19 protein-coding genes and 1 pseudogene are annotated in these 26,305 nt (G+C 60.2%); 7 read left to right on the top strand and 13 right to left on the bottom strand.

Annotated elements, in window-relative coordinates; translation table 11 throughout:
• Position 1: 1 nt before the first annotated feature.
• From tagH to tssA, 8 genes are read right to left on the bottom strand one after another with little or no spacing between them, the layout of a single operon-like run.
• Positions 2-1,489: a type VI secretion system-associated FHA domain protein TagH gene (tagH, locus tag AC0L3I_RS05845; protein ID WP_473526262.1), complete on the bottom strand. Its 1,488-nt coding sequence runs from the start codon at positions 1,487-1,489 to the stop codon at positions 2-4.
• On the bottom strand, positions 1,486-2,553 hold the full coding sequence (tssG, locus tag AC0L3I_RS05840) for a type VI secretion system baseplate subunit TssG (RefSeq protein ID WP_473526261.1): 1,068 nt from the start codon (positions 2,551-2,553) through the stop codon (positions 1,486-1,488). Before tssG ends, tagH begins: the two co-directional genes overlap by 4 nt.
• Complete coding sequence (gene tssF, locus AC0L3I_RS05835) at positions 2,517-4,391, bottom strand: type VI secretion system baseplate subunit TssF (RefSeq protein WP_473526260.1); 1,875 nt, start codon at positions 4,389-4,391, stop codon at positions 2,517-2,519. The genes tssG and tssF overlap by 37 nt, the downstream gene beginning before the upstream one ends.
• 1 nt (position 4,392) lies before the next feature.
• Positions 4,393-5,142, bottom strand: a complete 750-nt coding sequence (gene tssE / locus AC0L3I_RS05830; protein ID WP_473526499.1) for a type VI secretion system baseplate subunit TssE — start codon at positions 5,140-5,142, stop codon at positions 4,393-4,395.
• Positions 5,129-5,584, bottom strand: a complete 456-nt coding sequence (locus AC0L3I_RS05825) for an Hcp family type VI secretion system effector (RefSeq protein WP_023801311.1) — start codon at positions 5,582-5,584, stop codon at positions 5,129-5,131. The genes tssE and AC0L3I_RS05825 overlap by 14 nt, the downstream gene beginning before the upstream one ends.
• A gap of 48 nt (positions 5,585-5,632) precedes the next feature.
• Positions 5,633-7,138 (bottom strand): type VI secretion system contractile sheath large subunit, encoded by a 1,506-nt coding sequence (gene tssC, locus AC0L3I_RS05820; RefSeq protein WP_123149511.1) that lies wholly within the window; start codon positions 7,136-7,138, stop codon positions 5,633-5,635.
• Between the two features lie 3 nt (positions 7,139-7,141).
• Positions 7,142-7,681 (bottom strand): type VI secretion system contractile sheath small subunit, encoded by a 540-nt coding sequence (gene tssB, locus AC0L3I_RS05815; RefSeq protein ID WP_123149512.1) that lies wholly within the window; start codon positions 7,679-7,681, stop codon positions 7,142-7,144.
• A gap of 6 nt (positions 7,682-7,687) precedes the next feature.
• Positions 7,688-8,854, bottom strand: coding sequence for a type VI secretion system protein TssA (gene tssA / locus AC0L3I_RS05810; RefSeq protein WP_473526259.1), 1,167 nt, complete (start codon positions 8,852-8,854; stop codon positions 7,688-7,690).
• 333 nt (positions 8,855-9,187) lie between these two features.
• Here tssA and tssH point away from each other — a divergent pair, with 333 nt between their 5' ends.
• Positions 9,188-11,938 (top strand): type VI secretion system ATPase TssH, encoded by a 2,751-nt coding sequence (tssH, locus tag AC0L3I_RS05805; RefSeq protein ID WP_473526258.1) that lies wholly within the window; start codon positions 9,188-9,190, stop codon positions 11,936-11,938.
• A gap of 359 nt (positions 11,939-12,297) precedes the next feature.
• Here tssH and AC0L3I_RS05800 read toward each other — a convergent pair whose 3' ends face one another.
• The gene (locus AC0L3I_RS05800; protein WP_473526257.1) at positions 12,298-13,743 is read right to left on the bottom strand and encodes a lipopolysaccharide biosynthesis protein; all 1,446 of its coding nucleotides are present in this window, start codon (positions 13,741-13,743) and stop codon (positions 12,298-12,300) included.
• A 626-nt stretch (positions 13,744-14,369) separates the two neighbouring features.
• Positions 14,370-14,579, bottom strand: coding sequence for a hypothetical protein (locus AC0L3I_RS05795; protein ID WP_473526256.1), 210 nt, complete (start codon positions 14,577-14,579; stop codon positions 14,370-14,372).
• A 177-nt stretch (positions 14,580-14,756) separates the two neighbouring features.
• Between AC0L3I_RS05795 and AC0L3I_RS05790 the strand changes: the two genes are divergently transcribed.
• Positions 14,757-15,581 (top strand): PIG-L deacetylase family protein, encoded by an 825-nt coding sequence (locus tag AC0L3I_RS05790; protein ID WP_473526255.1) that lies wholly within the window; start codon positions 14,757-14,759, stop codon positions 15,579-15,581.
• 1 nt (position 15,582) lies between these two features.
• Positions 15,583-17,865, top strand: coding sequence for an FG-GAP repeat domain-containing protein (locus AC0L3I_RS05785; protein ID WP_473526254.1), 2,283 nt, complete (start codon positions 15,583-15,585; stop codon positions 17,863-17,865).
• A gap of 204 nt (positions 17,866-18,069) precedes the next feature.
• On the opposite strand, the gene AC0L3I_RS05780 is transcribed toward AC0L3I_RS05785, so the two are convergent.
• Positions 18,070-19,410 carry a nucleotide sugar dehydrogenase gene (locus AC0L3I_RS05780; RefSeq protein ID WP_473526253.1) on the bottom strand — a complete coding sequence of 447 codons (1,341 nt, stop codon included), beginning with the start codon at positions 19,408-19,410 and terminating at the stop codon, positions 18,070-18,072.
• A 324-nt stretch (positions 19,411-19,734) separates the two neighbouring features.
• Between AC0L3I_RS05780 and AC0L3I_RS05775 the strand changes: the two genes are divergently transcribed.
• Both AC0L3I_RS05775 and AC0L3I_RS05770 read left to right on the top strand, forming a co-directional pair.
• Entirely contained in the window at positions 19,735-20,700 is a 966-nt protein-coding gene (locus AC0L3I_RS05775) for an NAD-dependent epimerase/dehydratase family protein (RefSeq protein ID WP_473526252.1), read from the top strand.
• Positions 20,701-20,723: 23 nt separating this feature from the next.
• Positions 20,724-22,013 carry a glycosyltransferase family 4 protein gene (locus AC0L3I_RS05770; protein ID WP_473526251.1) on the top strand — a complete coding sequence of 430 codons (1,290 nt, stop codon included), beginning with the start codon at positions 20,724-20,726 and terminating at the stop codon, positions 22,011-22,013.
• Between the two features lie 797 nt (positions 22,014-22,810).
• Here the strand turns inward: AC0L3I_RS05770 and AC0L3I_RS05765 are convergent.
• Positions 22,811-23,866: an acyltransferase family protein gene (locus AC0L3I_RS05765; protein WP_473485092.1), complete on the bottom strand. Its 1,056-nt coding sequence runs from the start codon at positions 23,864-23,866 to the stop codon at positions 22,811-22,813.
• 167 nt (positions 23,867-24,033) lie between these two features.
• Positions 24,034-24,512, bottom strand: a pseudogene (locus tag AC0L3I_RS05760) (IS630 family transposase); the annotation flags it as partial.
• A gap of 126 nt (positions 24,513-24,638) precedes the next feature.
• On the opposite strand from AC0L3I_RS05760, the gene AC0L3I_RS05755 reads away from it, so the two are divergent.
• On the top strand, positions 24,639-25,268 hold the full coding sequence (locus AC0L3I_RS05755; RefSeq protein WP_473485093.1) for a GntR family transcriptional regulator: 630 nt from the start codon (positions 24,639-24,641) through the stop codon (positions 25,266-25,268).
• Positions 25,265-25,714, top strand: coding sequence for an OsmC family protein (locus AC0L3I_RS05750; RefSeq protein WP_473485094.1), 450 nt, complete (start codon positions 25,265-25,267; stop codon positions 25,712-25,714). The genes AC0L3I_RS05755 and AC0L3I_RS05750 overlap by 4 nt, the downstream gene beginning before the upstream one ends.
• The last annotated feature ends 591 nt before the right edge of the window (positions 25,715-26,305 follow it).

Raw genomic sequence — 26,305 nt, 5'->3', positions numbered from 1 at the left:
TTCACTCCTCCTCATATGCATCCCGAAAATCAGCGCCGATTTCGCCCAAAAAACTCGATTCCGCACTCTGGGCGATGTCACGATGGCGTTTCTGGTAAAGCTCCCACAGTTTTGCGCGGCGCCCGCCCGAAAGCAGTGTGCCGATCGCGGAACTCGATTTGAGCTCTTTCTCGATCTCGGCCGGGTCGAAACGGTCAATCATTCGCCGCAAGGCGGACTGCACGCCTCGCCAGGCGCGCACATGATGTTGCGCGAGATCGCGGACCGCGTCGGCGATTGCCGCTTCGCCGGCCAGAAATCCGGGGCTGCGCTCCGCGATAAGGGTGACGATGGCGTCGTCGACCGTCGGCAGAAATTTTAGCGGATTGACTTCAGAGGCCCCAACCACCGTCTGGGCGACGCGCGCGTTTCCTTTTTCCTCGGCCCGCTTGCGCAGCAGCTGCATCAGGCCTTCCATCATGAGCCGATACTCGCGACCGAACTTCTCCATTTCCGCGACGCTGTCGCGTCCGGGAAACTCGGCTTCCTCGATGCCCATGCCTCGCAGGAACGCGGTGCGAAGCGCCGTGTTCGCCTGTTGCGCTGCTGCCAGGAAGGGAGCGGGTCTGGGAGCAAGGCCGGGACGTGGCGGAGGAGGGATCTCTGCCGCCTGGCCAGGCAAATCCCAGGGATTGGCCGATTGCGGCCTTCCGGCAACGTGTTTGCGTTGACCGGCCGAGCCGGCGCCGTTCCTCCAATCGGGCGACGCGGCCGGCCCGAAATCGAAATCGTCATCGAATTGGGATGACCTTCCTGGAGCGGGCTGGCCTGGAGCGGGCTGGCCTGCAACGGGCTCGCTTGCACCGGAAGGTGTCGGATCGAGGCTGAAGGGATCTGCGGGGCCTGACCCACCACGTGGTTCGGAATAGCTAGGGCCATTCGGTGTGGGCGTTGATACCGGGTCGAGACTGAACGGGTCGTCGAAGGCAGGCGAACTGCGCTGGTTGGCGCGCTCGAACGCTCCTGGAATCGGCTGCTCGAACGGGTTCGGCAGATCGGCGGGGCGCGGTCGTCGCGGCTCTTCCTCGACCGCGGCTGAAAAGAAATCATCGCGGCCGATGCTTACCGGCGCTCGTGATGCCTGTGGCGACGGTTCCGCGAACGATTGGCTGGCTGCCGGTGCTTGAGCGGCCGACGTCTGCAGATCGACGCATACGATGTAGTCGCCCAGCCTCAGCCGCATGCCGTTTTGAAGACGGACCGAGGTGCCAGCGCCGAGCGGGCTGTCGGAGTCGTTTATGAACAAGCCGCTGCTTGATGTGTCGGTGACGAAATATCCATCCCGCCCGCCGGTGATCCTGCAATGGGCGCGCGAAACGAACATGTCGGGATCATCGATCTGCCAGCCCGCGTCCGCGCTACGGCCGATCACCAGTTCACCCTCGTCCAGCCGGGTCTGCCGTACCGCCTGGGTGCGTGGTCCGTGCTCCAGCGTCAGCAGCAGACTCATGCCGCGACCTCCGCCATTTCCGGCCGCCATCCGACAATTGTCCGCAGCCGCATGTCGTCAGCATCGCCCCTTTCAGCGGGCCGCGCAAGCCAGGTGGTTCGGCCGAGCTGTACCGCTCCAATACGGGGCGGCGGCACCGCTTCACGCGCGAGCACGATCCGCAGATCGACGTCGAGCGATTCCCCGACCATGTCGCGAACCGCCTGCTTGAACATCTTCAGACGTTGACCGCCCGGCAGGAACGTCTTGAACTCCTCATACCCGAGCGGGCCGACGCGGAGTTCGATCCTGCTTTGGCGGCTGAAAACGCGCGGGCCGATCGTCGCCCCGCGACCCAGCACCGCGTAAGCTTGCGCGAGGCGGGTCTGGAGCGTCGCCGGTATGGACATCCAGGCGGCAACGAACTCCTTGATCTGGACCGGCACCTTGAACGCTTCCGCCAGGAACAGCGTCAGTCGCTCCGGACCGTCGACCTGGCTGGCGAGCGACGCCGCCTGGCGAAGCTTCACGGCGTCCAGATCGGGATTGTGGGTGCCGGGAAGTCCGATTCCCGCCATGGCTTCAAGCATGGCTCTTACCCGGCCGCCGACTGCACGTTCGACCTGTACCGCCGGATGCGCGTCGGCCCAGGCCCGATAGTACAGGGCGATCATGCGGTGCTGGAGAATATTGACGAAGTCCACGAACGTCGTGTCGCTGGTCTGCCGTGCGTCAGCGCCGGTGAACCAGCGCTGCGACAGACGATCGAGCACCCAACGTGTCAAATGAAGCGGCATCGGGCCTTCCGGTCCCATCAGCCCGAGATTTGCAACCGTAACCCGGGCCGGCGTCTTGTCCTTCGCCTGGCGGAACGCAACCACGTCCTTGGTGGAAAAGCTAAGACGCACATGCTGCCCGAGCCTTGCCGGCTCGCGATCCGCGTGGCCGGAATAGCCGAACAGCCCGCCCCTGCGTTCGAGCCGGCGCAACAGTTCGAAAAAATCGAATGTATCATCCAGCTCTTCGACCCGGTCCAGGTCGAATTTGTCTAGATCAGGTAGCGATTGCCGGGCGTCATCGGCCATGGCACATCCTCCTGCTTCTGCAGCAGCCGCGTGCGGGTCCGCACAAAGCCGTTTATTCCGGCGTGACGGGCAAACAACCGTGCAAGCAAGGCTGAAAGCAGCAATGTGCTTTGCCCAGCCAGGACCGACTGGTCCACATGCAGCGTCACTTCCGTGCCCCGTCCGAAGCACATCGGCCCATCGATCTGCAGCCGTTCGATGACGGACCGCGAGTCGATGCGAACGATCGAGTGCACATTGCGGGCGAGGCTCGGATCTCCCCGGTCGGCATAAAGATCGAGCAGCGCATGCAGGGGATCGATACCGCGGCCTTCCTTGGCAAGGCTGAGAAAGTTGAGCGCCAACTGCGCCACCAGCCGCCAGGCGAGATTGTCGGCTCGGGATTCGCCTTCGGCGCCCGCGGGCAGCGCGGCCGGGATAGCCGGCTGGGGCGAGCGCAACGCACCGAGAAGCCGGACCATTTCGACCGGATCGCCTGTCTCCAGCGTCAAGGTGGGGTTGTCGTCGAGGATCGGCAGGTCGCGGTTGGTGCAAAGCGCCATGATGTCGACACGCTTCAGCGGCCGGTTCGCCGGGCTTCCGGCCGGCCGTGAAACCGATAGGAAAACGTCGTCGCCGGTGTATGAGGTGCGGGTCAACCCGTCGCGTCGTTCATCTTCGGTGGCCCGGCGCGGGCGCCGTTCGGTGGAATAGACCCAGCCACTGCCGCGGTTTTGCCCCAGGCTGAAGAGCTCCGGAATTTCGGCATCGGTCCCCTCGGTGTCGGCGTCCTCGACGCGGGTCACCCGATAGATTTCGAAGTCCCGCGCCCGCGTGCGGTCGGCATGCAGCACTTGCCGCGTTCTGCGCGGATCAAGCTCGATGACGTTGCAGTCGCGCTCGAAGAGGTTGATGATCGGCGTCGCAAAAAGTTCGAAATCCGCCGGCGTCACATCGGCAAGTTCAGGCACCGGACGCCGGAACATGAAGATGATCTCGAGCCCGGCGTCGCATCTGCGCACGACCGATTGCAGTCCTGAAACCCGCACGTAGTGAAAGCGCTCGGGCATCATGAAATATTCGCGCAGCAGACGGTACCCTTCGAATGTCGGACGGGTTCGAGGCATCAACGCCTCGTCGTCGCTGATGCCGACCATTTCGGGGCCTGGCAAAGGCGCTAGCGGATTGGCCTTGCCCTCGGCGCGTGCACCAACGGCCGAGCAGGCGCCGAAAATCGCGTCGAACAGCAATGGCGCTTTGGTGCGCCCGGCAAAATAGAAATCAAGTCGGTCAAGCGCCAGTTCGTCGAGCTTGCCTTTTCCGGCCCGACCCAGCGTGATACGCAGCGCCGCCTCGCCGCCAACGCCGCCGATCGGTGTTATGCCGGCCGCTGCCAACCCGCTGCGATCCTGGAAATAGCTGACCGACGTAATCGTTATCGGCCACAGCGTCGTTTCCTGCGCGGTGGTGAATGTGCAGCGCGTCGACAGCCCGGGTTGCAGACTGGACACCAGACGCGTGTTCCGCTTGACGACATGGCCGGCAATCATCGACTGGACCTGCTGGCCGGGTTTCAGCACTGCCATCGCCGTTGCCGGCGCCGGCGTAACCAGATCGGGATAGAGGACATCCAGGACGCTGCGTGAAAACCGCGAACGCTCGGCATCGACTTTCAACCGGGTGCGCGCAGCGAGGAAAGCGACGCCGTCAAGCAGCCGCTCGACATAGGGATCCGGGCAGGGCACGGTATCAAGCGAAAGATTGCGCGCCACCGCCGGATGCATGTCGGCAAATTCCGCCGCGAGTCCGCGGATATGGGTCAGTTCCTCCTCGTAATATTCTACGAAGACCCGATCCATCTCAGCTGTCCCTGAATTCGGTCCGCGCCAGGCCGTTATCGAGATTGATTGTGGTGCGCAGGCGCATGCGTTCCGGCGTCGGCGTCATGATCAGCACGGCGTCTATCTCGATCTTCAGGCCGACACTTTTGTCGCCAAGGGTCACCGTTACTTTTGTTGCGCTTTCCTTGAGACGGGGCTCGAAGGTGGCAAGGACCGAGCGGATCTCGCGCGCCAGGGTCTCGCGATCAAAGTCGCGGGACGAACGGCCCGAAAAGGAAGGCACGCCGTAGTTGACCACACTTCGGCGCACCTCCGGAAAATCGGCCAGCGACGGCGGATTGTCTGCGGCCTGTTCGCTTTCGAAATCGGAAAGAAGCGGAACAGCTTCAAAACGCTCGGTGTTGAACAAGGCCTCGATGTCGCGCCGCACTGCCTCCCTGAGGACGCGGGCCGATACGACCACGCCACGGCTTTCGATCTCCGCGCGGTGTTGGGTCTGCAAGACCAGGCGGTGCAGACGCCGCTTCTGATCGGACGTCAGCTCCGCGTCGGCATCGATAAGCCGCGTGCTCCCCGCAAGGAGCGTATCCAGCCGGTCCGCGCCAAGTTCGTCCTGCAAGGTCTGGCGCAGCCCGTCGATCTCGGAGGTCACGCCCGGCAGGTCATTGACGAGGCGGTCCCAAAGAGAGGGCTGGACCGCCTCGCGCTTCGCTCGCGAACTGCCGGTAAGCTTGTCCGCGCCGGGCCGCCGGGCCTCACTTGCCGACATAGACATCCATTTCGATTTCGTCATCCTTGTCATAGACGAACTTGATCTTCTTGTAGGCGAAGCTGACCTCCTCCTCGATCAGGTCTTCCTCGTCCTCAGCCTGCGACATGTCGTATTCCATGATCGAGGCGTCGGTCAGGGTGACGACCAGATAGTCGCTGGTCTCCCCATCGATGGTCCGGCGGGCGGAGAACACGACTTCGTCCAGCGCCTTGTTGTCGAACAACGCCTTTTTCAGATAGGGTGAGGACTTGTCATAGTGCTTGGTGAACTTGATCATCCCCAGGGACACACGACCGCGGCGTGAAAGCGAATTCGGATCGTACGGCGCGATTATCTTGTAATCGACCCCATGGACTTCGATTTCATCCTCGTGGCCGTCTCGAACGCTTGGACCTTTGATATCCGGAACCTTTAGAAAACCATCAATTTTCACTGGCATTGTCTTTCTCCACCGCTTTTAAACAGAACAAGGTGTGGTTGCTGCGAATCAAGTCTTCACGGACGGTAGTTCCGACACCAGCCTGAGCGAGGCATTGATGCCTTCCAGCTGGTAGTGCGGACGCAGATAGAAGCGGGCATTGTAATAGCCCGGCCGCCCCTCCACGCTGTCGACCTGGACCTCGGCCGCGGCAAGCGGGCGCTTGGCGCGCGCCTTGTCGTCGGCGAAGGCCGGGTTGGCCAGCACGTAGCGGTTGATCCACTCGGTCAACCAGATCTGCATGTCGGAGCGTTCCTTGAACGATCCGATCTTGTCGCGCGCAATGGCCTTGAGGTAGTGCGCAAAGCGTGAAACCGGGAAAAGATAGGGCAGGTTGGCGCTCAGTCGTTCATTTGACTGGGCGTCGGGATCGACCAGCCGGCCGGCGCGGGTCTCGTCGTCCTGCAGCGAATGCGCACCGATAAAGGCTGCGAGATCGGTGTTCTTGCGGTGCAGGATAGGCATCAGGCCGAGCTTGGCCAATTCCGCCTCGCGCCGGTCGTCGATGGCAACTTCCGTCGGGCATTTCATCGCGATCGATCCGTCGTCGGTGGGGAAGGAGTGCACCGGCAGGTTGATGACTGTGCCGCCGTTCTCGACGCCGCGGATCTGCGTGCCCCAGCCATAGAGCTTGTGACTGCGGTTTATGTTGACGCCCATCGGGAAGGCCGCGTTCATCCAGACATATTTGTTGTGATCGGCCTGCACCTCTTCCTCGAAAGTGAAGCCCTTCACCGGAACGGTTTCCGAGCCATACGGCAGTCGCGCCAGAACACGTGGCATGGTCAGGCCGATGTAGCGCGCGTCCTCGCTCTCGCGCAGCGATTGCCACGAGGCATAGGCCGGGTTCGAGACGATCATCTGAAGGTCCTGCGGGTTCGGCAGTTCCTGCCAGCTGTCCATGCGGAACAGCCGCGGGTCGGCGGCCGCGATGAACGGCGTGTGCGCGGAGGCACAGATGCCCGAGATGTTGCGCAACAGGCCGACGTCACGCGGATGGTTCGAGAATTCGTAGGCGCCGATCAGGCAGCCGATCGGCTCGCCACCCAGCATCGAATACTCGTCCGTATAGACCTTCTTGAAGATCGGGCTTTGATCCCACATCTGGCCTTCGTAGTCTTCAAGCGTGTCGGCAAGCTGAACCTTGGAAATGTTCATCACCCGGATCTTCAGCTTCTGATCCGTCTCGGTGTTGTTGACGAGATACCACAGGCCGCGCCATGTGCCTTCCATTTCGCGCACTTCCGGCGCATGCAGAATCTCGTTCACCTGGGTAGTCAGCATCTTGTCGATGCCTGATATCAGCGACTTGATCGACTTGATCGCGTTGGACGAGATGGTCGTGGTATCGGAGCGGGACTGCGCCGCGAGCGCAAGATTGCGCACGAGTTGCTGCAGCTTCTCGCTGTCGTCCTTCTTGACCTTGAAATCCTTCTCGAGGAGCCCGCTGAATTCTCCGAGGTCGATGGCTTCCGCCTCAGCGGCAACGGCTGCGGTTTTTTGTTGTTCGGCCATGATTTACTCCTGAACCTTGTCGTCGTCGGATAATGCCTGGTTGGCGATCTTGCCGAGAAGCGGCTCGTTGTTCAGAAGTTGCGCTATGCGCTTTTCGGCGTCGACACGGCCGTCCATGAAGCCGAGCAGTTCCTCGAGCTGACGACGCATCTTGAGGATTTCGGCCAATTGTGGAACTTGCTCGGCGATCTTGTCCGGCGCGAAATCACCCATTTTGGTGAAGGTGAGGTCAAGCGCCAGTTCCTCGTCCCGTTCGGCGCCTTCAGCCTGGGGTAGTGTATTCTTCACTCGGGCTTTGACGCGTGGCCCGAGTGCCTCCATGAACTTGGGGAAGCGGTTGGCGTCGGTCTCGACAAAGGCGCGGTCCAGCACCGATTTCGACGCTTCCCTAGTCTGTGAGGCGCCGGAGAGGTCGGCCATCACACCCATGACAAACGGCAGTTCGATCGTCGTCGGGCTGCCGTAGGTCTCCACGTCATAGGCAATCTGCACGCGCGGTGCGCGATTTCGTTCGATGACCTTCGCTTTGCTTTCGGCTGCCATGGCTTGTTACCTTTCATCCTTCTGGGCCGTCTTCTTGGCATCGGGAACGCCGGCAAGAAGCCGGAATTCCTTCAGCCCCGACGGGGCGAGATCTTCCATCAGTTCAACAAAATCCATATGCACCATCCGGCGCACGCGGCGAGCGAGGTGCGGGATCGGGCTCGACGGTTCGGTGCGGTCATAGAAGGCGACGACGAGGTCGAGGCATTTGACGACGTCGTCGCGCGAGGAAATCCGGTCGGGTAGGCTGCTGGCGGGCTCCGCGTAGCTTGCCACACTTGCCATAGGATCGGCTCCATGACCGTTTCGAGCAGGCGTTGCCGGTTCCGCAGGCGCCGAAACTGGCTTCGCGGCGCCATTCGCGGTAGCCCCGGCGGCCGAGTTTCGTTCGAGGGTCGTCAGTACACGCTGCAGAAACCGTTTCAATTCCGGAGCGGTGGCGCCACCTTCGACGCGAGCGTTGAGGGCGGCCTCGACCGCATCGAGAGCCGCGATCGCGGCGCGGGCGTCGGCGATGAGCGACGTCATCTCCGCGCCGGCCTGATCGATCTGTGTCGCGCATGCGCTGCGCACCCGGTTCAACAGTTGGCTGTGCGCGCTCGCCAGCGCTGCCTTTTCGGCCGCGTTCAGCCCCGAGGCAGCCTCAAGCAGCATGACGCGCTCTTCGAGGGAACCCTTCTCCAGGTCCTCGCCGAGGACCGGCCCGATGGCGCGCGGCGCGAAAAACGTCATTTTCCGCAGGTCCTTGAGCAGGCCATCCTGGCTGTTCTGAAGGTCAGTCAGCGCATTGATGCGGCGCAGGGCGGCGTCGCGTGGCGTGGCACCGGACCGCAGGGCCGGATGCATGGTTTCCCAATGCTGATCGAAGGTTTGCACGATGAGGGTCAGGCCGTGAGTCAGCCCGGCAAGCCGATGCTCGTTGGCCAGAGCACGCGTGACGATGACGAGGAGGCGCAGGTCTCGGCCGTGCGTACGCAGCTCTTCGGCCTTGGCGAGCACCGCGGGCCAGTCGATCGGAACATCGACTTCCGACTTGTCGTTGCCTTGATACTCGACCTTTTTTTGTTGTTCCGTGAGGCGCTCCAGCTCATGAAAGGCTGGATCGTTGCGCAAGTCTTCCCCTGACGGATTTTCACCGTCCAGCGGATTCAGCCAGAGTGCGAGATCGATCACACCATCCCCCAGCGAGCGGCTCTTGGGCCGTGCCTGACCCGACGTTACCACACCGCGACACTTTACCACAATTTAGTTGTTGCTCAATCTTAATGGAAGCTTGCAAGCCGGTGCCTGAGCTCGAAATCGCTGGTGCGATTGTCGAACCTTTTATGTGAAGGCATCGCGAACAGGCGAGGCGTTCCATGGCTGCTGTAGCCGATGTCGCCGGCTTCTGCCGGGACGGAAGAAGTCGATTGAATCGAACACCCGGACGCCCGCTCATAAACGCTCTTTGTCAAGTCGCTGCTTATGTGGCAGTTTGTTGGCTGGCAGATTGGAGGGGCAAGTTCGATGGAACAGCGCCGGTCGTCGCAGAGCTTTAAACGCAAGGAACTGGTCGCCAAACTCAATCCTGTCTGTTTGCGCGCCTTCAAGGCTGCGGCCGACACCGCCAAACTGCGCGGCAATCCCTATGTCGAGCTCGTCCACTTCGTCGAACAACTGGTGCTTTCCGAGCGCTCGGATGTGCAACAAATACTGGCAGACGCCGGGGTGGATGCGAGCCGGCTCACGGCCGATATGACCCACGCAGTCGACAAGCTGCCTTACGGCGCCACTTCAATCGAGGAATTTTCCGATCACATCTTTCACTCCATCCAGGAAGCCTGGAGCCTGGCGGGGCTGGAATTCAGCGTCGAGGAAGTCCGCAGTGCGCATATTCTGCTCGCCTGCCTGAAGACGCCGGTGCTGGAAGGGCTGCTGTCAAAGATAAGCGGCGAATTCGACAAGATCGATGCACAGGCCGTCATTGCGCGGTTCGCAGATGTCATGGAGGGTTCACTCGAAGCTGGCGCCTCGACTGCGGTTCCCGCCTCCGAAACACCGCGGCGGGCTGCGGGCGGGGATTCGGCGCTGGCGAAGTATGCAACTGACCTGACCCAGCGCGCCCTCGACGGCAAGATCGATCCGGTCGTCGGGCGCGATCCTGAGATCAGGCAGATCGTCGATATCCTGATGCGACGCCGGCAAAACAACCCGATCCTGACCGGCGAGGCCGGGGTCGGCAAAACCGCGGTCGTCGAGGGCTTTGCCTTGCGCATTGCTGAGGGCGACGTGCCGCCGACGCTGCAGGGCGTCAGCGTGCGTATGCTCGATGTCGGCCTGATGCAGGCGGGCGCAAGCGTAAAGGGCGAATTCGAAAAACGGCTGAAGGCGGTCATTGACGAGGTGCAATCCTCAGAAACGCCGGTCATCCTCTTCATCGACGAAGCGCACACCTTGATCGGCGCCGGCGGCGCGGCAGGAACCGGTGATGCGGCCAATCTGCTGAAGCCGGCGCTGGCGCGCGGTGAGCTTCGCACGATCGCAGCAACGACCTGGGCCGAATACAAGCAGCACATCGAGAAGGACCCGGCACTTACCCGTCGCTTCCAGGTCGTCAAGATAGATGAGCCGTCGGAAGCGGTGGCCGTTCTGATGCTGCGCGGTGTCGCCGGTGTCCTCGAGCAGCATCACAAGGTGCAGATACTCGATGAGGCGATCGAGGCGGCGGTCAGCCTGTCCCACCGCTACATCCCGGCGCGGCAACTGCCCGATAAGGCCGTGAGCCTTCTCGACACCGCCTGCGCCCGTGTCGCCATTTCGCAGCATGCCACTCCTGCCGAGGTGGAGGACATTATGCGCCGCCGCCAAGCGCTGGAGGTCGAGCGCGCCATCATCGGCCGTGAGGCAGCGATCGGCATCGGCGTGGCCGACCGGCAGGCTCGGGTCGAAACCGGGCTTGCCGAGACCGAACTCACGCTTGCTGCCGCGCAGCAACGTTGGGATCGGGAAAAGGCGCTGGTTGGCGAAATACTCGAATTGCGCGCCAGGCTGCGCGGCGAGGGTGTGCCGCTCGATGCCGTGAAGCCTCCGGAGGCGGTCGCCGAAACCGCAGGCGCCGAGATATCTGAGATCAAAGCGCCCGAAACCGATGCGGATGCAACGGCCACTGCCGATCCTTCTCCACCCGATCCGGCTGCCGATCTCGCGCGGCTGCGGGAACTGATGGCCGAACTCGCAGAAGCGCAGGGCGAGACGCCGCTGATCCTGCCGTCGGTCGACCGCAACGCCGTGGCTGCCGTGGTGCAGGACTGGACCGGCATCCCGACTGGCCGGATGCTGTCGAGCCAGACCGAAAAGGCGCTGCGGCTCGCCGCCACTCTGTCCGAACGCGTGGTCGGTCAGGATCACGCCATGGAAATGATTGCCAAGCGCGTGCAGACCAGCCGGGCCGGGCTCGGCGCGCCCGAAAAACCAGTGGGGGTTTTTCTGCTCTGCGGTCCCTCGGGCGTCGGCAAGACCGAAACCGCGCTGGCCCTGGCCGAGACGCTCTACGGCGGCGAGCAGAACCTCATTTCGATCAATATGTCCGAGTTCCAGGAGGCGCACACGGTCTCTACCTTGAAGGGCGCGCCACCCGGATATGTCGGCTACGGCAAGGGCGGCATCCTGACCGAGGCGGTCCGGCGCAAGCCCTATTCGGTGATCCTGCTTGACGAGGTCGAGAAGGCGCACCCGGACGTGCATGAAATCTTCTTCCAGGTCTTCGACAAGGGGATGATGGACGACAGTGAAGGCCGGCGGATCGACTTCAAAAACACGCTGATCCTGCTCACCTCGAACGTTGGCTCCGAAGTCATCATGGACCGGACCAGCAGCGGCACGGTGCGGGCGGGGCTCGACGATCTCGACACCGCATTGCGCGCCCCGCTGCTGAAGGTTTTCCCAGCGGCCTTTCTCGGCCGGGTGGTGACCATCCCTTACTACCCGCTCTCGGACATGATGATCGAAGCGATCACCCGCCATCAGTTCGCCAAGATCGCCCGCCGGCTGCGCTTAAGCAACGATGCCGAGTTGGTGATCGGTGACGGTGTCATGGATCTGGTCAAGGCCCGCTGCACCGAGATCGAATCCGGCGGCCGAATGATCGACGCCATTTTGACAAACACGCTTCTGCCGGAATTGAGCCGCGGCGTGCTGAACCGGTCGCTCGAGGGCGAAAAGATGACGAAAGTGACTGTCGGAGCCTCCGAAGGAGGATTCACCTATTCCTTCGAATAGCCCAGGAGCAGTTCTATAGCTCCAGTGCTTGGCACCGGAGCCGTAGGACCGCCTGGGGTGGAGGGGGGCCATTTACTGAGCTGAGCCGTCTCAAAACGCTGTCGCGAACCTTGTCTCACGCATAGACGCGGTTGCGGTTTGGGAAAGCGGTTCGATCTCGCAAACCCTTGCTGCAGCAGCGCGGGATGCCCAAGGTCTTCTCCCATTTCCCGTTGCCCTTTCCCGGCACACTAGGCCGCCCAGCGAAGTCGCAGGCATTCCGTGCTCTGGCCAAAGCGGGCCCAAGATGCATCAAAGAGGATGGAGGGCAGTATCGGTACCTCGAAATCCCGCATCTACAGGCCGCGCCCGACACCAAACTAGCCGCGAAGCCTGAGGAACAAGTCTCGCGCATTGAACAGGTCAGAGCGCACCAGCATGAAGAGAGCCGTTCCATAGACAGAGGCTCCAAGGACAATTGCGCCAATAAGGAGTGTCTCCTGGGCGGCGTGCTCAGGCGCGCTGCGTAGCCACGCGCTGATGGCGCCGAACATCAGGAGGGCGGCGAGAGCCAGTCGTGGGAAGATCTCAAGGGGTCTCAGCACGTCGATACGCGCGATGCGCTGAGCGTAGAAGAGGAAGATGGGTAGGAGGACCAGGCTGCAGGCTACGAGCGCCACCATTGTCATCTCGAGGCTGATCTGCGCAGTGACGGACAACAGCATCGTTGCGACAACAGAGTAAGCTATGTTCAACTTCAGGATCAACGTGGAGTGACCCATTGCAAGGATCGTAAACGCACAGAGGCTGTCAATCGTGCGTTGCAGGCCCAGCAGCATGAGAATCTGAACAGCGACGACCCCGCTGGCCCATTGCGGGCCGAAGATAAAGGGGACCGCGATCGGTGCGATCGCGGCAAATCCGACGAATGCAGGAAATCCCGCTATCCCGGCCATGCGGACGGTCGTGTTGAAGAAACGGTCGATCTTTTCGGGTTGATCTTGAATCCGTGCCACGGTGGGCATTGTGACAGCCATCAGCGGACTGAGGAATACTTGCACCAGAAGGTCGAGCGGACGACGGGCGAGAGCATAGACTCCGACCGCATAGGGGCCGAGGAACGTACCGAGTAGGACCTTTGGAATTTCCTCGTTCAAAAAACTCCAAAAAGTCTGGACGATAAGCGGGCCGCCAAATCCTAACAGGTCACGAACCTTTGCATAGGAGAAGGTCAGACCGGGCCGCCAAGAACTGCCAAGGAGAAGGACAGCGGTTTCCACAGCCGCTTTTGCAAGGTGCATCCAAATCATGCTCCATACGCCGAAACCGGCTATTGCCAAGACGATGCCGAGTGTGCCGCCGACGACGGTGCCGGCAAGTGTACGCAACGCGAACAAGCGGAACTCGAGTTGGCGCTTCAACACAGCCGCAGGTACCGACGAGAGGGCCTGAATTACGACGACCACGCTGCTCCAGCGGATGAGATCTTCGAGAATGGGCTGTCCGAACGCTGCAGCAATCAAACCGGCAGACGTCCAGATGAGCCCGCTAATCACCGCGCCGGTCGCGGTGAGAAGCCAGAAGGCCGAGTCAAAGTGTGAGGACTCGATTTTAGGATGCTGGATGAGTGCCTCCGGTATTCCGATCGTGACCGGAACAGCAAGAATGACGGGTACAACCATGGAGAGGGCGGCGAGGCCGAATGCTTCAGGTCCGAGATGCCTGGCCAATACGACAAAAACGGCAAACATGGCTGCTTGCCGACCCCATGTTTCGACTGCTGCCCAGGCTGCGCCGCTGACAATCTTCGCGCCGATCGATGTCATCGCACGTCTCTTTGCCCGTTGGCAGACAGGCCTGCGACTTTCGATCGCGCAGCCAAGGCTTTCCGTCTTCGTCTCACGGCTGCGCCGCTAGCGATCTGGCCTGGTCTACGTGAATAAAAAGGAGAGCCGTCGACCTCTCTCCAGCTATCGTTTGTCGAGCTGGAACCTCGCGAACGCAGAGCCGTCGCGGGACACGGACAGCGTTTAGCGTGCTTGCTCGTCATTCTATTCCACCACCCACAAGCACCCATGGCTGAGGATACTGTGGTTGGAGAGGAAGGGTGGCTGCATCCAGTTCTTATTGGTCATAGGCAGCTCCTCTGGAGATCCTCTTTTTAGCGCAATCAAATTAGGCGGTGTTACGGCTCATATCCTGATGTCATCGCGGCGGGCGCGTTGCCGGGATTGGAATTCGTTCGAGTGCATCGTGCCAAACCTTACGCCGGAGCGTGGGAACGTAAACGTCCCCAAACGGCGTATGTCTGTTTGGTGCAGCCTGGTTACCGATTGACCATCCCGCGTTCCACACGCCCACCCGCGCGGGCGATCAAGAAGCGGACTTAGCAGCTGTCTCGGTCCGCTCGGCGATGACCTTTCCAGGCTATATCCCTGCTCGACCCTTTCTTTCAGCGCACGCCAGTCACGCAGCGTGGCGTTTCACATCCCTGGGTTGCGGCGTGGACCGTCAAGCTGTCGTTCAAGGGAATGTAATCGCTGAACCGGCGCTTGATGTACTCGCCCTTGTATCCGAGAGCGATGGCAAAGTCGCGATGGCCGTAGCGGTGGTAGTGCATCATGATGTGCCACAGGATCGGCATCGGACCGATCTCGACCATCGGCTTGGGCGGCTCTCTGTTTCCTCGGCCGGCCGTGTCCCCAATCCCCCCGCGAGGATACCCACGTTCATAAAGCCTTCCCCACCAGCAAACACGGGTCTCGAACGCCCGTGAGTTCTGTTACCATGGGCGATCGGCGTTCAACGACGCGAGCGAACGGATGATGGAAGCGCACCGATGTGGACCTTTAGGCGGACCTTCAGCACCATGCTTGATAGTCAATTGCGACTGCGACTTAGGCCGTTTGAGATAGGCGACTGGTCAGCGTCGGCTGTCATTGTTGCGCCGCATCCGGATGACGAGACGCTGGGTTGCGGTGGCGTTGCGGCCAAAAAGATTGCCTCGGGCGCCCAGGTCCGTTTTGTTTTCGTCACCGATGGCGCCGCGTCTCATCGCCACCTTATGCATCCTGAAACCTTGCGGGCGACACGCGAGGCCGAAGCCATAGAAGCAGTTCATCGTCTGGGCGCATCATCCGAAAGTGTTACATTCTTACGCCTTCCAGACGGGGCGGCCAATCATCACGTTCATGAGATAACAGATGCGGTCGTGTCGATGCTCAACTCATGGCGGCCGCAGAGCGTTTTCGTGAACCATGCAAAGGATCCGACTTCCGATCATGTCGCCGTCAATGCAGCAGTTCGCGCGGCGCTTCGTGCCTATGGTCGCCCTGTCACGGTATTCGAGTATCCAGTCTGGTATTGGTACCATTGGCCATGGACAAGTCTGTGGGGCGATTTGCCGAATATGTGGCGTGTTACTTTGCGGCAAACGATCAAGACGGCGGCAGGGCTGCGGGCGCCGTCCACGCTCAATAGCCTCGCCTATGTTGGCGATGTTATCGGCGTAAAGCGTGAAGCGCTGGCGGCGCATGCGTCGCAGATGCAGCGCCTGGAGAACCAAGATGAATGGCGGACGCTGTCGGACTTGTCGGGGGGAGATTTCGTCGGGCGGTTGCTGGCCGACTACGAAATGTTCACACGCTACGAAATCAACATTTAGCATGTTTGGCCGCCTGATCGCGGTCCTCATGATCGGGTACACCCTCGCAAGTTGCGACGCCGCTCAGGGACAGGGACCTCCCGAAGAAATTCTGGAGTCGGGTCTTGTTTTTGAACGCAAAGAGATTGCCCCCTATTCAGGAGACGTAAAGCTTGTTGGCGATATAGACGGCGATAATCGACTAGATTTCGTTCTTGGCGGCTTCCCCGAGGATGCGATGTCTTGGTGGCGGTGGCCCGATCTGGTCCACACCATAATCGCGAGGCCCCGCGTCGAGTTCACCACCGACGGCGTGCTTGCCGACATCGATGGGGACGGTGATCCCGACATCGTCACGGCCGATGGGCCCGATGCTGTCAATCTCGTCTGGTTCGAGAACCCGCGGCCGAATGGTAACCCGACCCACGGTCCCAGCTGGAAGCGTCGGGAAATTGGTGCAGTCGGCAGCTGGGGCAAAGACATCAAGGCGGCTGATTTTGACGGGGACGGCCTCGTTGATATCGTCGTTCGGGCGCCTGGCGAAGTGATGATTTTCTTCCAAGAAAGCCCCAGCTCCTGGACCCGCGTGGGCTTGTTCTTCTTCAACTTTGGCGAAGAGGGAATGGCAATCGGTGATATTGACGGCGATGCTGATGTCGATCTCGTCCTGCACGGAGTATGGGCGTCGAATCCAGGCGCAGCAGCAGCACGCGATCCAGCATTATGGCGCAGCTACGAGCTTGGTCCGTTCAATCCTGCATTCAAGGCGCTCGTCACCGACCTTGACCAGGACGGCCGCGCCGACATTCTGACTTCGAGTTCCGAGCACACTGACGACGTCGCCTGGTTCCAGCCCCTCGCCGGACCGACGGGGCGCTGGATCCGCCATGTCATTCAGCCTTCTGTCGCGGGCGCCCATACGCTGCAGGCAGCCGACATGGACGGAGACGGGGACAACGATGTCGTGGTCGGGCAGATGCATACGACCGAGGAGCGCAAACTCGCGATCCATTACAATGTCGACGGGCAAGGAACGCGCTGGGCCCGTCAAGTGATCGACGATGTGGGTCTCCACAACGGCGTCGTCGCCGATGTCGACAGGGACGGCGATTTTGACATCTATGGGGCGAACTGGGTGGGCAACCCGCCTGTCAGAGTGTGGATCAATCGGCTGGATCCGCCTGCATCGGTCCACCTCGACCGCTGGACCTATCATCGCATCACGAACGGGCACGTCCGCTCCTTTGGGATCGCTTTTTCCGCCATGGATGGTGATGATCTCACTGACATCATCTCGGGTCCGTTCTGGTACCGTCAGCCGTCCGAAGCCTGGAACACAGAATGGGAACGGACCCCGCTTGCCGAGGGTGTGGACGCGGTCGCAGCCCTGGATCTCGATGGTGATGGGCGCGGGGAGGTCATAGCACAGCGCGGCGGAGGCAGGGCGCTGCACCTGGTGTGGCTCCATGCCGAGGACATTGAAGCGCACCGCTTTGAAGAGCACGGGATCGGAGAGGTTCCCGCCGCCAGTCATGAGCTCGGCTCTCAGGGCCACGCGCTAGCCCAGGTCGTAAAAGGTGGGAAGCCGGAGCTGGCGGTCTCGAGTGGCGGTGGGGTTTTCTATTTTGAGATTCCTGACGATCCAACAGTCGAGCCATGGCCGCGCACCCGCATCTGCGCCGAAGCGTCTGATGAAGGGATCGCATTCGCCGATATCGATGGCGACGGTCTACTTGACCTTGTCGCCACGACCGGCGATGCAAAGACGGCCGCATGGTGGCGCAATCCAGGTGACGGCTCGCCAGACTGGGAGCTTCGGCATGTTGGAAAAGTTCCTGAAATGGTCTATCCCGACCGCGTGGCGGCCGCCGATCTTGATGGCGATGGACGTGCGGACATCGTCGTGACCGAGGAAAATGGCAAAGCCGACAGCGCCAAGGCGTATTGGTGGCACAACCCCGGCGACAGCTCCTCCGACTGGGAGCAACACGAAATCACCTCGCGTGGTTCCCTTAATAGCCTTTCAGTGTCCGATATGACTGGGGACGGCAGGCCGGATCTTATCATGGGCGAGCATCGCGGCGCACTTCGCCTCTCGAGCTGGCATAATCTGGGTGGAGGACGGTTCATCGAGCAGCTGGTCGGCGAAGGGATGGAAAGCCATCTGGGAGCAAGGACGGTCGACCTCGACGGTGACGGGGATCTCGACATCGTGTCGATCGCATGGGACGCATTCGAAGCGATCCATGTCTGGCGGAATGACGCGGTCGGCAAGGATGCTGATGGCGACCAAAAGGCCCGCTGACGGGGAGGGCATCGCCGCCGCCGCCGCATGAACCGTAGCGACCTCGTCCGGCACCACCTGTTTACACGGCTGCGCCGGCGCTCATGCCTCGACGCTCAAGTCCGGGAAAATGCGATGCGCTGAATGAATTCAACCGCTCGACGTGTTAAACCATTCGACGTTGTCGATAGCAGGTTGACCAAACCAGTGCGCAAGTCGGGCCGCTCATGCCTTTACGACGTTGTCGGTGCGTGACTGACTACGCGCACAAGCATTTCTGGTATCGAGCACCAGCTTTGCGTGCTTGGTGATGTTCTGCCAATCAATCGCATCATGATCTGTCGAGATGACAACGGCATCATACGATGCCAAACTGCTAGCGCAGATATCCACAGAGGGGCGACCTGCCAGGGTGGCGTACTCTCTTGTTCCGGGTATCTCCGGTACGTAGGGGTCGTGGTAATCAACGACTGCCCCGCGTCGCTCCATGATGTCGATCAGCTTCAACGATGGGCTTTCTCGTGTGTCACCCACGTTTTTCTTGTAGGACATCCCGATCACCAAGATCCGCGAACCGCTCAGGCCGCGGCTGGCTCGCCGGTCCAAGGCCTCCACAAGGCGGTCAACCACATAATGCGGCATGTTCGTGTTGATTTCACCGGCAAGCTCAATGAAGCGTGTTGTTATTTCGTACTCTCTTGCCTTCCAGGTCAGGTAGAATGGGTCGATCGGGATGCAGTGCCCGCCGAGGCCGGGGCCTGGATAAAACGCCATATATCCGAACGGCTTGGTCTTGGCGGCTTCGATCACCTCCCAGACGTCGATGCCCATCCTGTCAAAAATCACCTTTAGCTCATTGACCAACGCAATGTTCACAGAGCGAAATATGTTCTCGGTCAGCTTCACAGCCTCTGCCGTGGCGGTGGAGGCCACGGGAACGGTTTGAACGATGATCTGGTCGTACAGTTCCTTGGCAACCTGTAGGGACGATGGGTCGTCGGCGCCTATCACCTTTGCAACTGTGGCGGTGGTGTGTACGTCGTTGCCTGGGTCTACCCGTTCGGGCGAATAGGCGAGAAAAAAGTCCTTTCCTAGAGAAAGCTTCGTCGCCTCGAGCAGCGGCTGCACGACCTCTCGCGTCGTTCCTGGCCAGGTCGTCGACTCCAGAACGACAAGTTGACCAGGGCGCAGCCGCTCCGCGATCGCACGTGCGCTGTTTTCGACGAACGACAGGTTCGGCTCCCGGTTTTTGGTAAGCGGCGTTGGCACCGCTATCAAGATCGCGTCGGGTTCGCTTAGGTCGGCGAAATCGCTGGTGGCGCGAAACCGCTTGCTGTCGACAGCCACTTTGATGGCAGCACCAGGCAAATGATCTATGCCTGTTTCTCCGCGGTTAAGAAGTGCAACCCGAGACGCGTCGATGTCGAAACCGATGACTTTGAACCCCGCGTCCAGCGAGATCATGGCGAGCGGTAAACCAACGTAGCCGAGGCCCATGATGCCAACGGTGTAGTCCCGCGTTCGGATGCGGTTAATCAGTTCCTGAAGGTCTGGAGCAGTCTGCATGAGATGCTGGCAACTTTCGCTTCAATGTCGACAATAAAGGATCGCCTCAATTACCGCGGGGAAGCAGTCCACAGCAATCAGCAAAATGTATGCGCTTAGCCAACCCCAGAGCTGAAAATAGCATGGATTGCACCATTGGGAGAACAGCCGAAATGCTTACCCCAAGCCACGTTGTCAAATAAACCTTGCGCTGCCACATTTAACTTTCAAGCGACATCCTAAAGGATCTGGGAGCCACCTTCGCTCGCGAGATCGAAGATGCCGCGTTTGGCGAAGGGACGCACACTGCGTCAGTCGATTAACTGTTCGGTCGAGGTGGGGAATATGACGCAATCGATCCTGGTAACTGGTGGAGCGGGCAATATCGGCAGTGCCCTCACTCGCGCGTTGGTCAAGCTACCTCAGACCCAGGTGGTCGTCGCTGACAACCTGTCGACCGGAAGTCGAGACAAGGTACAAATAGACGCGGGCAATCTGACCGTTGTAAAGGCGGATGCGAACGATTTCGACGACATCTCATCATTGTTCTACCGCTTCCATTTCACCCACGTCTTCCACTTCGCAGCCGTGGTCGGTGTGCAGCGGACTTTGGCAAATCCGTTGCTCGTGCTGCGCGACATCACCGGTATCGAGAACGTGCTGAGGCTATGCAAGAACACCGGCGCCGAGCGTGTCTACTTCGCTTCGTCATCGGAGGTATATGGCGAGCCTTTCGAGATTCCTCAAAACGAGAGCACCACGCCGCTTAACTCTCGTCTGCCGTATGCAGTGGTGAAGAATCTTGGAGAGGTCTATCTGCGCACTTTTCAGCGTGAGTTTGGACTGCCATTTACCATTTTTCGCTTCTTCAACACCTACGGACCACGTCAGAGCGAGGATTTCGTTCTGCCGCGATTTGTGCGTGCCGCCCAGCGCGGCGAGCCCCTGACGATTTACGGGGACGGTTCGCAGACCCGCACCTTCTGCTACGTCGACGACACGGTTGACGCTTGCATCGCGGTTCATCGAACGCGCGCGCACGAGAACGAAGTGATCAACGTGGGCAGCGACGTGGAAATGAGCATTCGACAGCTGGCCGAGTTTGTCATCGAAGTGCTGGGCTCGTCATCGAAGTTGGAATTCCGACCGCCCCTTGCGGAGGGCGACATGACGCGCCGCTGTCCTGATACGAACAAGATGAAGGCTATATTGAACCGTCCCCTGGTGCCGCTCGAAGAGGGCATTCGCCGCCTCGCCGACCACCTCTCCCGACCGGAAGAACGCCCTGCACTTATTAGAAGAGTCGCCTGAACGAGCTGACGGTGGGGAGTGACATGAAGCTCGTATACGTCGGTCAGCCGTACGATAGACTTTTTCCGCCTGTTCAAAACTCAATCGGTCTGATCGTCTACAATACGGCGCTGCGGCTTGGCGAAGGCCTGCAGATTACGCTCTATGGCAAGCATTATCGAGACGACACGGTGCCCGCGGACCTGCCGTTCGCGGTGCGGCGGGCTGCGGCGCGGCGTGACCGCGCGCTGCAGCGGATCATCCACCAGTTTCCGCGCATGGCGCGCTGGCTGCGGCTGGATCGGAAGGCCGATGACCACTCGCAATATCGTAACAAGGTCCGTCGCTACCTCGCCGTCGATCAACCAGATATCGTCCATTTGATGAATTACTGGGCATGGTGCCGGGAACTGAAGGCAGCCAGCTCATCTCATCGGCTCGTGCTTGAGATGCAGTGTGAGTGGCTGTCACAGCGTGACCGCGATCAGGTGGCTCTTCAGCTCAAGGTGGTGGATGCGGTGGTCGCCGTCAGCGACCACATCGCAGGGACCTTTCGTTCTGCATTCCCGGACTATCCTGGCGTCGTTGCCACTGTCGGTAATGGCGTGGACGTTTCTTACTTTCGGCCGAGCGAGCAGCCGGCTTCCGCATCCATCAGAACCCCACGTGTCATCCTGTTCGTTGGGCGGGTGTCGCCAGAGAAGGGGCTTCACACACTGATCGAGGCCTTCAGTGAGGTTGCGGCCAGGTTCGCGGACGTGGAACTTCGGATCGCAGGGCCGCATTCTCCGCTTCCGGTGGACTTCCTGACCAGCCTCTCGTCGGATCCGCGGGTTACCGCGTTGAGCCGTTTCTATGATCGCTGGGGCAATTGCAAATATCGGGAACACTTAGAGGAACTCATCGAGAGCCACGGGTTACGTGATCGAGTTCACTTCGTGGGCAACGTGCCCCACAAGGACCTCGTAGCGACGTACCATGAGGCCGACATTGTGGTGAATCCGTCACTCAGCGAGAGCTTCGGAATATCGGTCGTGGAGGGCATGGCCTGCGGGATACCGGTGGTGGGAACGCGCGTGGGCGGGATGTGTGAATCCATTCTAGCTGGCAGCACCGGGATGCTGGTCGAAGTCGATGCTCCTGGCGAGCTCGCCCAGGCATTGCTCACGATGCTGGAGGATACGGTCCGGGCAAGCGAAATGGGAAGCGAAGGGCGCAAGCGTGCCGTCGAGCTGTATTCGTGGGAGGCGCGCGCAGAACGGCTCAAGTCCGTCTATCAGAAACTGCGCCCAGGCAAGCGGATCCATGCTTCAACAAAGATCGTGAGCCATTGAGCCTTAGCGGTGGGCGGCGATCGCCAAGTGCCTCGCAGCTTGTAGGCCGATGTGATGCTTATGCGGCGACCCTCAGCGTAGCGCTCAACCCGGTGAGCGTATCGGTCTACGGACCAACCCATGTCGGATTGGCATGGGCCCGTCAGGCCCTCCGTTCTCTTCCCTAACGGCCGTCAGGTGCCAGCCCAAAGGGCGTAGTGAAGGAGGCCGAGTGAACCTGGCTGTAACGCTCCGCAATCTGTTCTTCAAATCGCAACGCATTGCTGGTGGCGAGGCGGGTGGCCTCAGGATCGTAACGCGAGCGGCGACCCAGATTTTGCGCGGGGCGCCTACGAGCCGCCGGTCCAGCAGCCACTTGCATCGAACCTGAACGCAGGTGACGTATGTCTACGACATCGATTGCGCCGCGCCGCGTGGGGGCGGCAGGACGCGTCTATGCATTTGAACCGGTGCCGCAAAGCGCTGCCGCGATGGAGCAGAGCGCTCGGCCCAACAGGTCGACACCATCTGTGTGTTCGCCGAAGCGGTCGGTCCTAAGTGCGCACCGCCCACAGGTGATCTATGAACTCGACGACGCCAGGCGCGAGGGCTTCAGCGCAAGGCCCGGGCGATCGCGTCGTTTATGGCATCGATGGACTATGGTAACCATTCTGCCCGCCTCCTACGCCAATGGGAACTGGCACGTCGAGCATGTGCTGGCGGTCCGGCGAGCGAAACCGCGTCTATCCGACGGGCGGAGCCGTCGGCTTCGACCGAGGTCGTCTTCAAACATGGGCACCGGCCCAACGACAGCCGAACTATGCAGTGCGGAGGATCGCCAGCCGCATATGGATCGCGCGTTTCTCAACAAGATGCCAGCTGAGAAAGCCCGCGCAGACTGCTATAGGCAAGGTCAAGATCGTCAGCTGCATAGGCGTGATTGCCGGAACATACATGATCAGTAGCTTCTGAATCGGCCATGCGTAGAGATACACGCCGTACGATATATCATTCCTTCGGTTAATCGAATTTAAGACGCTGTTCTCGTTTAGAAACGCCAAATACAGGAGCAGATAACCTCCAAACACGCCCACTGCGAGGGGCGCTAGCCGTTCCGAGCACATCCCGCCTATGAGAAGGATACAGCACAAAAGCGCTACCCGATTGCTCCTCCTCACATACTCCTTGAGCAGCTGAAACAACGCCCCAATGGAAAATATCATCGTAAAACGTACGGCATCGTCCACGTTACCGATGGGCTCAAAGTTTCCAAGATCGTAGCGAAAGTAGACACCTTGCGAAATGGAACTAACGAGGATTATTGCCAGTGACACTGACATGATCGAAAAGACAAGCGTGGCGCGACCGAGACAGAATACCACGATTGCCACAAGCACATAACAGCGAAACTCGTATGCAATAGTCCATAGTGATCCATTAACATCTGGTGCATGGGACCCGGCAAACGCCGATCCTACCTGCGCCGGGTTCAGCAAGAGCGCCATTTTGGAAAGCTTAGCCGCCCACTGGCTCGGAGATAGTTCATCAAAGTCACCACCTCCCAGCCAAAATACCAGGCTAATGCTGATCAAGTATGCCACAACAAATCCCGGAACTATACGAAGTACACGTCTGGACATGAAGGCGTAGATACTGCTTCGCATGGCGCTGTCGAGCACGAGGAAGCCACTGATGAAGAAGAACCCATAAACAGCCACTTGGCCGGAGGTCAACGTACCGAAGATGTTCTTCAGCACCTCACGATTCGAGTTCCCATCTATAAGTTCCGGCGAGTGGGATATAATAACAAGCGACGCAAAGAATAGCCGGAAGAAGCTTAGGGCGTTGGGCCTTCGTAAGTCGAAATCACTCATTTGATAGCCTTCAAGAAGTGACCTCTTGCGTCGGGCATTGCGATCTCAGCAAGGAGACCCGTTTTTGGGCAGAGCGCGTCAAAGTGAGCTTAGAGGCCGCCGATGGGCATTGTAAGTTCGTCCTTTGAGAGCCGAATTCATCCTTTCGAAGGTACGTGCCTCACGACCTAGTGGATTGATTCCAACGTTTGGAACCCGCGGTTTCGGGCGGCGATGATGTCATCGGGGTTGGCTTCCAGATGAATGGTCGCGGGTTCTCGGCATTGTATTCGCGGATGAAGCGGTTGATGGCGGCCTGAAGATCGACAATGGAATGGAAGACGCCGTGCTTGAGCCTGCGCCGGGTGAGTTTGGCGAAGAAGCCCTCGACGGCGTTGAGCCAGGAGCAGGATGTTGGGGTGAAATGGAAGGTCCGGCTCCGGTGGCGGTCGAGCCAGGCGCGGACCTTGTCTTTTTTGTGCGCGGCGTAATTGTCGAGGATCACATGGATTGCCTTGTCCGCCGGCACCTCGCGCTCGATGCGGTTGAGGAAGCGGATGAACTCCTGATGGCGGTGGCGCTGCATGTTCTGCGCGATGACCGTGCCGTCCAGCACGTTGAGGGCAGCGAAGAGCGTCGTCGTGCCGGGCCGCTTGTAGTCGTGTGATGGCCGAGATGGGCGCAAAGCAGCTCATTACTTTGTTCCTGCGCTTGAGCGAAAAGCGTGTTCCAGGAAAACGGTTGAAGCTGATTAGAGCTTGACCAATTCCGAAATATCATACTGTTTGGATCCATGGATCCAAAATCGATTTTTAGCGAGCTGCAAGACGAGATTGAGTCAGGTGAATTGGCACCAGGTTCGGTTCTCAAGCAGGAATCGATCGCCGAGCGTTTCGGAGTGAGCCGCCAGCCAGTCAGACAGGCCCTGGACCGTTTGCTCGGAAGTGGCTTGGTCGTGCGGCGACCCGATCGAAGCCTGGCAGTCGCGATCCTCTCGGAGCGGGAGGCGACCGAACTTTGCGAACTTCGGGCCATTTTGGAGGTCGCTGCCTTGGAGCAGTCGTTGCCGGAGCTTCAGCCTTCCGCCTTGCGTAAGGCTGAGAGGCTCAACGACGAGCTGTTCGCGGAGTACGATCCGTCGCGGATTCTGGAGCTCGACCAGCAATTTCACCTCGCCCTGTACAGCGGTTGCACGAATACTCGATTACTTGAGACCGTCGAAGACCTTCGACGAGAATCCCGGCGGTCAACCCTTCACCAAGGGCGTGGCGCCCAGGAGCGAATTGATTTCTTCGAGGAACACGCGGCGATCGTTGCCGCTTGTGCGAGGCGCGATTTCGACGCTGCGGCGCAGCATCTTCGCTGCCATCTGACCCAGACGACTGCAAGACTTCTTTCCGTTCCGACAAAGGATCAATCATGAAAATGACCGTCGAAGTGCACTGGGAGCGAGAAGGAGCGGTATTCACCGACAAGCGCTACAGCCGCGCGCACATCTGGCGCTTCGACGGAGGCCAAGTGGTGCCGGCATCCGCTTCGCCACATATCGTTCCGCTTCCTTATTCAGTGGAAGCCAACGTCGACCCGGAGGAGGCTTACATCGCGGCGATTTCCAGCTGCCACATGTTGACCTTTCTCTCGATCGCGGCGCCCCAGGGGATCGTCGTGGAGAGCTATACCGACAAGGCGGTCGGGATGATGGAGAAGGTGGACGGACGATTGGTAGTCAGCCGCATTGACCTCAATCCGACCATTGTCTACGCCGGTGAAACGCCAACCGCCGCAACAGAAGCGGAACTTCACCACTCGGCGCATGAACAGTGCTTCATTGCCAATTCCGTGAAGACGGAAATCCAGGTCGTCACTTGACAGGCATTCGACGGCATGGCGACCTGCTCAAAAGCCACTAGTTGGGCGTTCGCTGCTTAAGCACATTGGCTATCCTTAGTTTCGCTTCCCCGGTGTCTGCGAGTTGTGTCCGCATTGGGTCAGCATTGCTGCCGTTCACAATGCGGACAATGAAGGTCACCGATGGGTCATGGGCGTGAGTTCGACTGGGCGGAAGCGAACTTCCGCTTTGGGTCGGCGGACTATCGTCGTGAGTTGACCCGAAGCGGCCCTTCCTGACCGAATTTCCTTCCCGGAAGCCGACGTTCACCAGAACCACCAGTCTTGACCCCAAACGGGCCCTTGCTAGGCCGATTTGGCGGCTCGTAAGCGGACGTTGCCCGGAACAGCGACTTTGCACCGTTCCTGCCGTTCCAATTGAAATCAGCTACGGCGCTAGGTGACCCGGCTCCAGTCATTCCCAAAGCCGTCGGCTTCTTCAAGCCGCCGATCAGCGGCATGGAAGTGGCATGTTACTCAGCCCGCTTGGGCGCGGTGAACGTCCATAGGGGGCGATGCTGACGTCGCGACTTTGCCAAGCTGGAAGACCTCCGTCGCCTCGCCGCGGCCGCG

The organism is Mesorhizobium sp. WSM4840 (genome assembly GCF_055811755.1).
The sequence above is the reverse complement of the archived record's forward strand: the minus strand, read 5'-3'. Positions and strand labels throughout refer to the sequence as shown.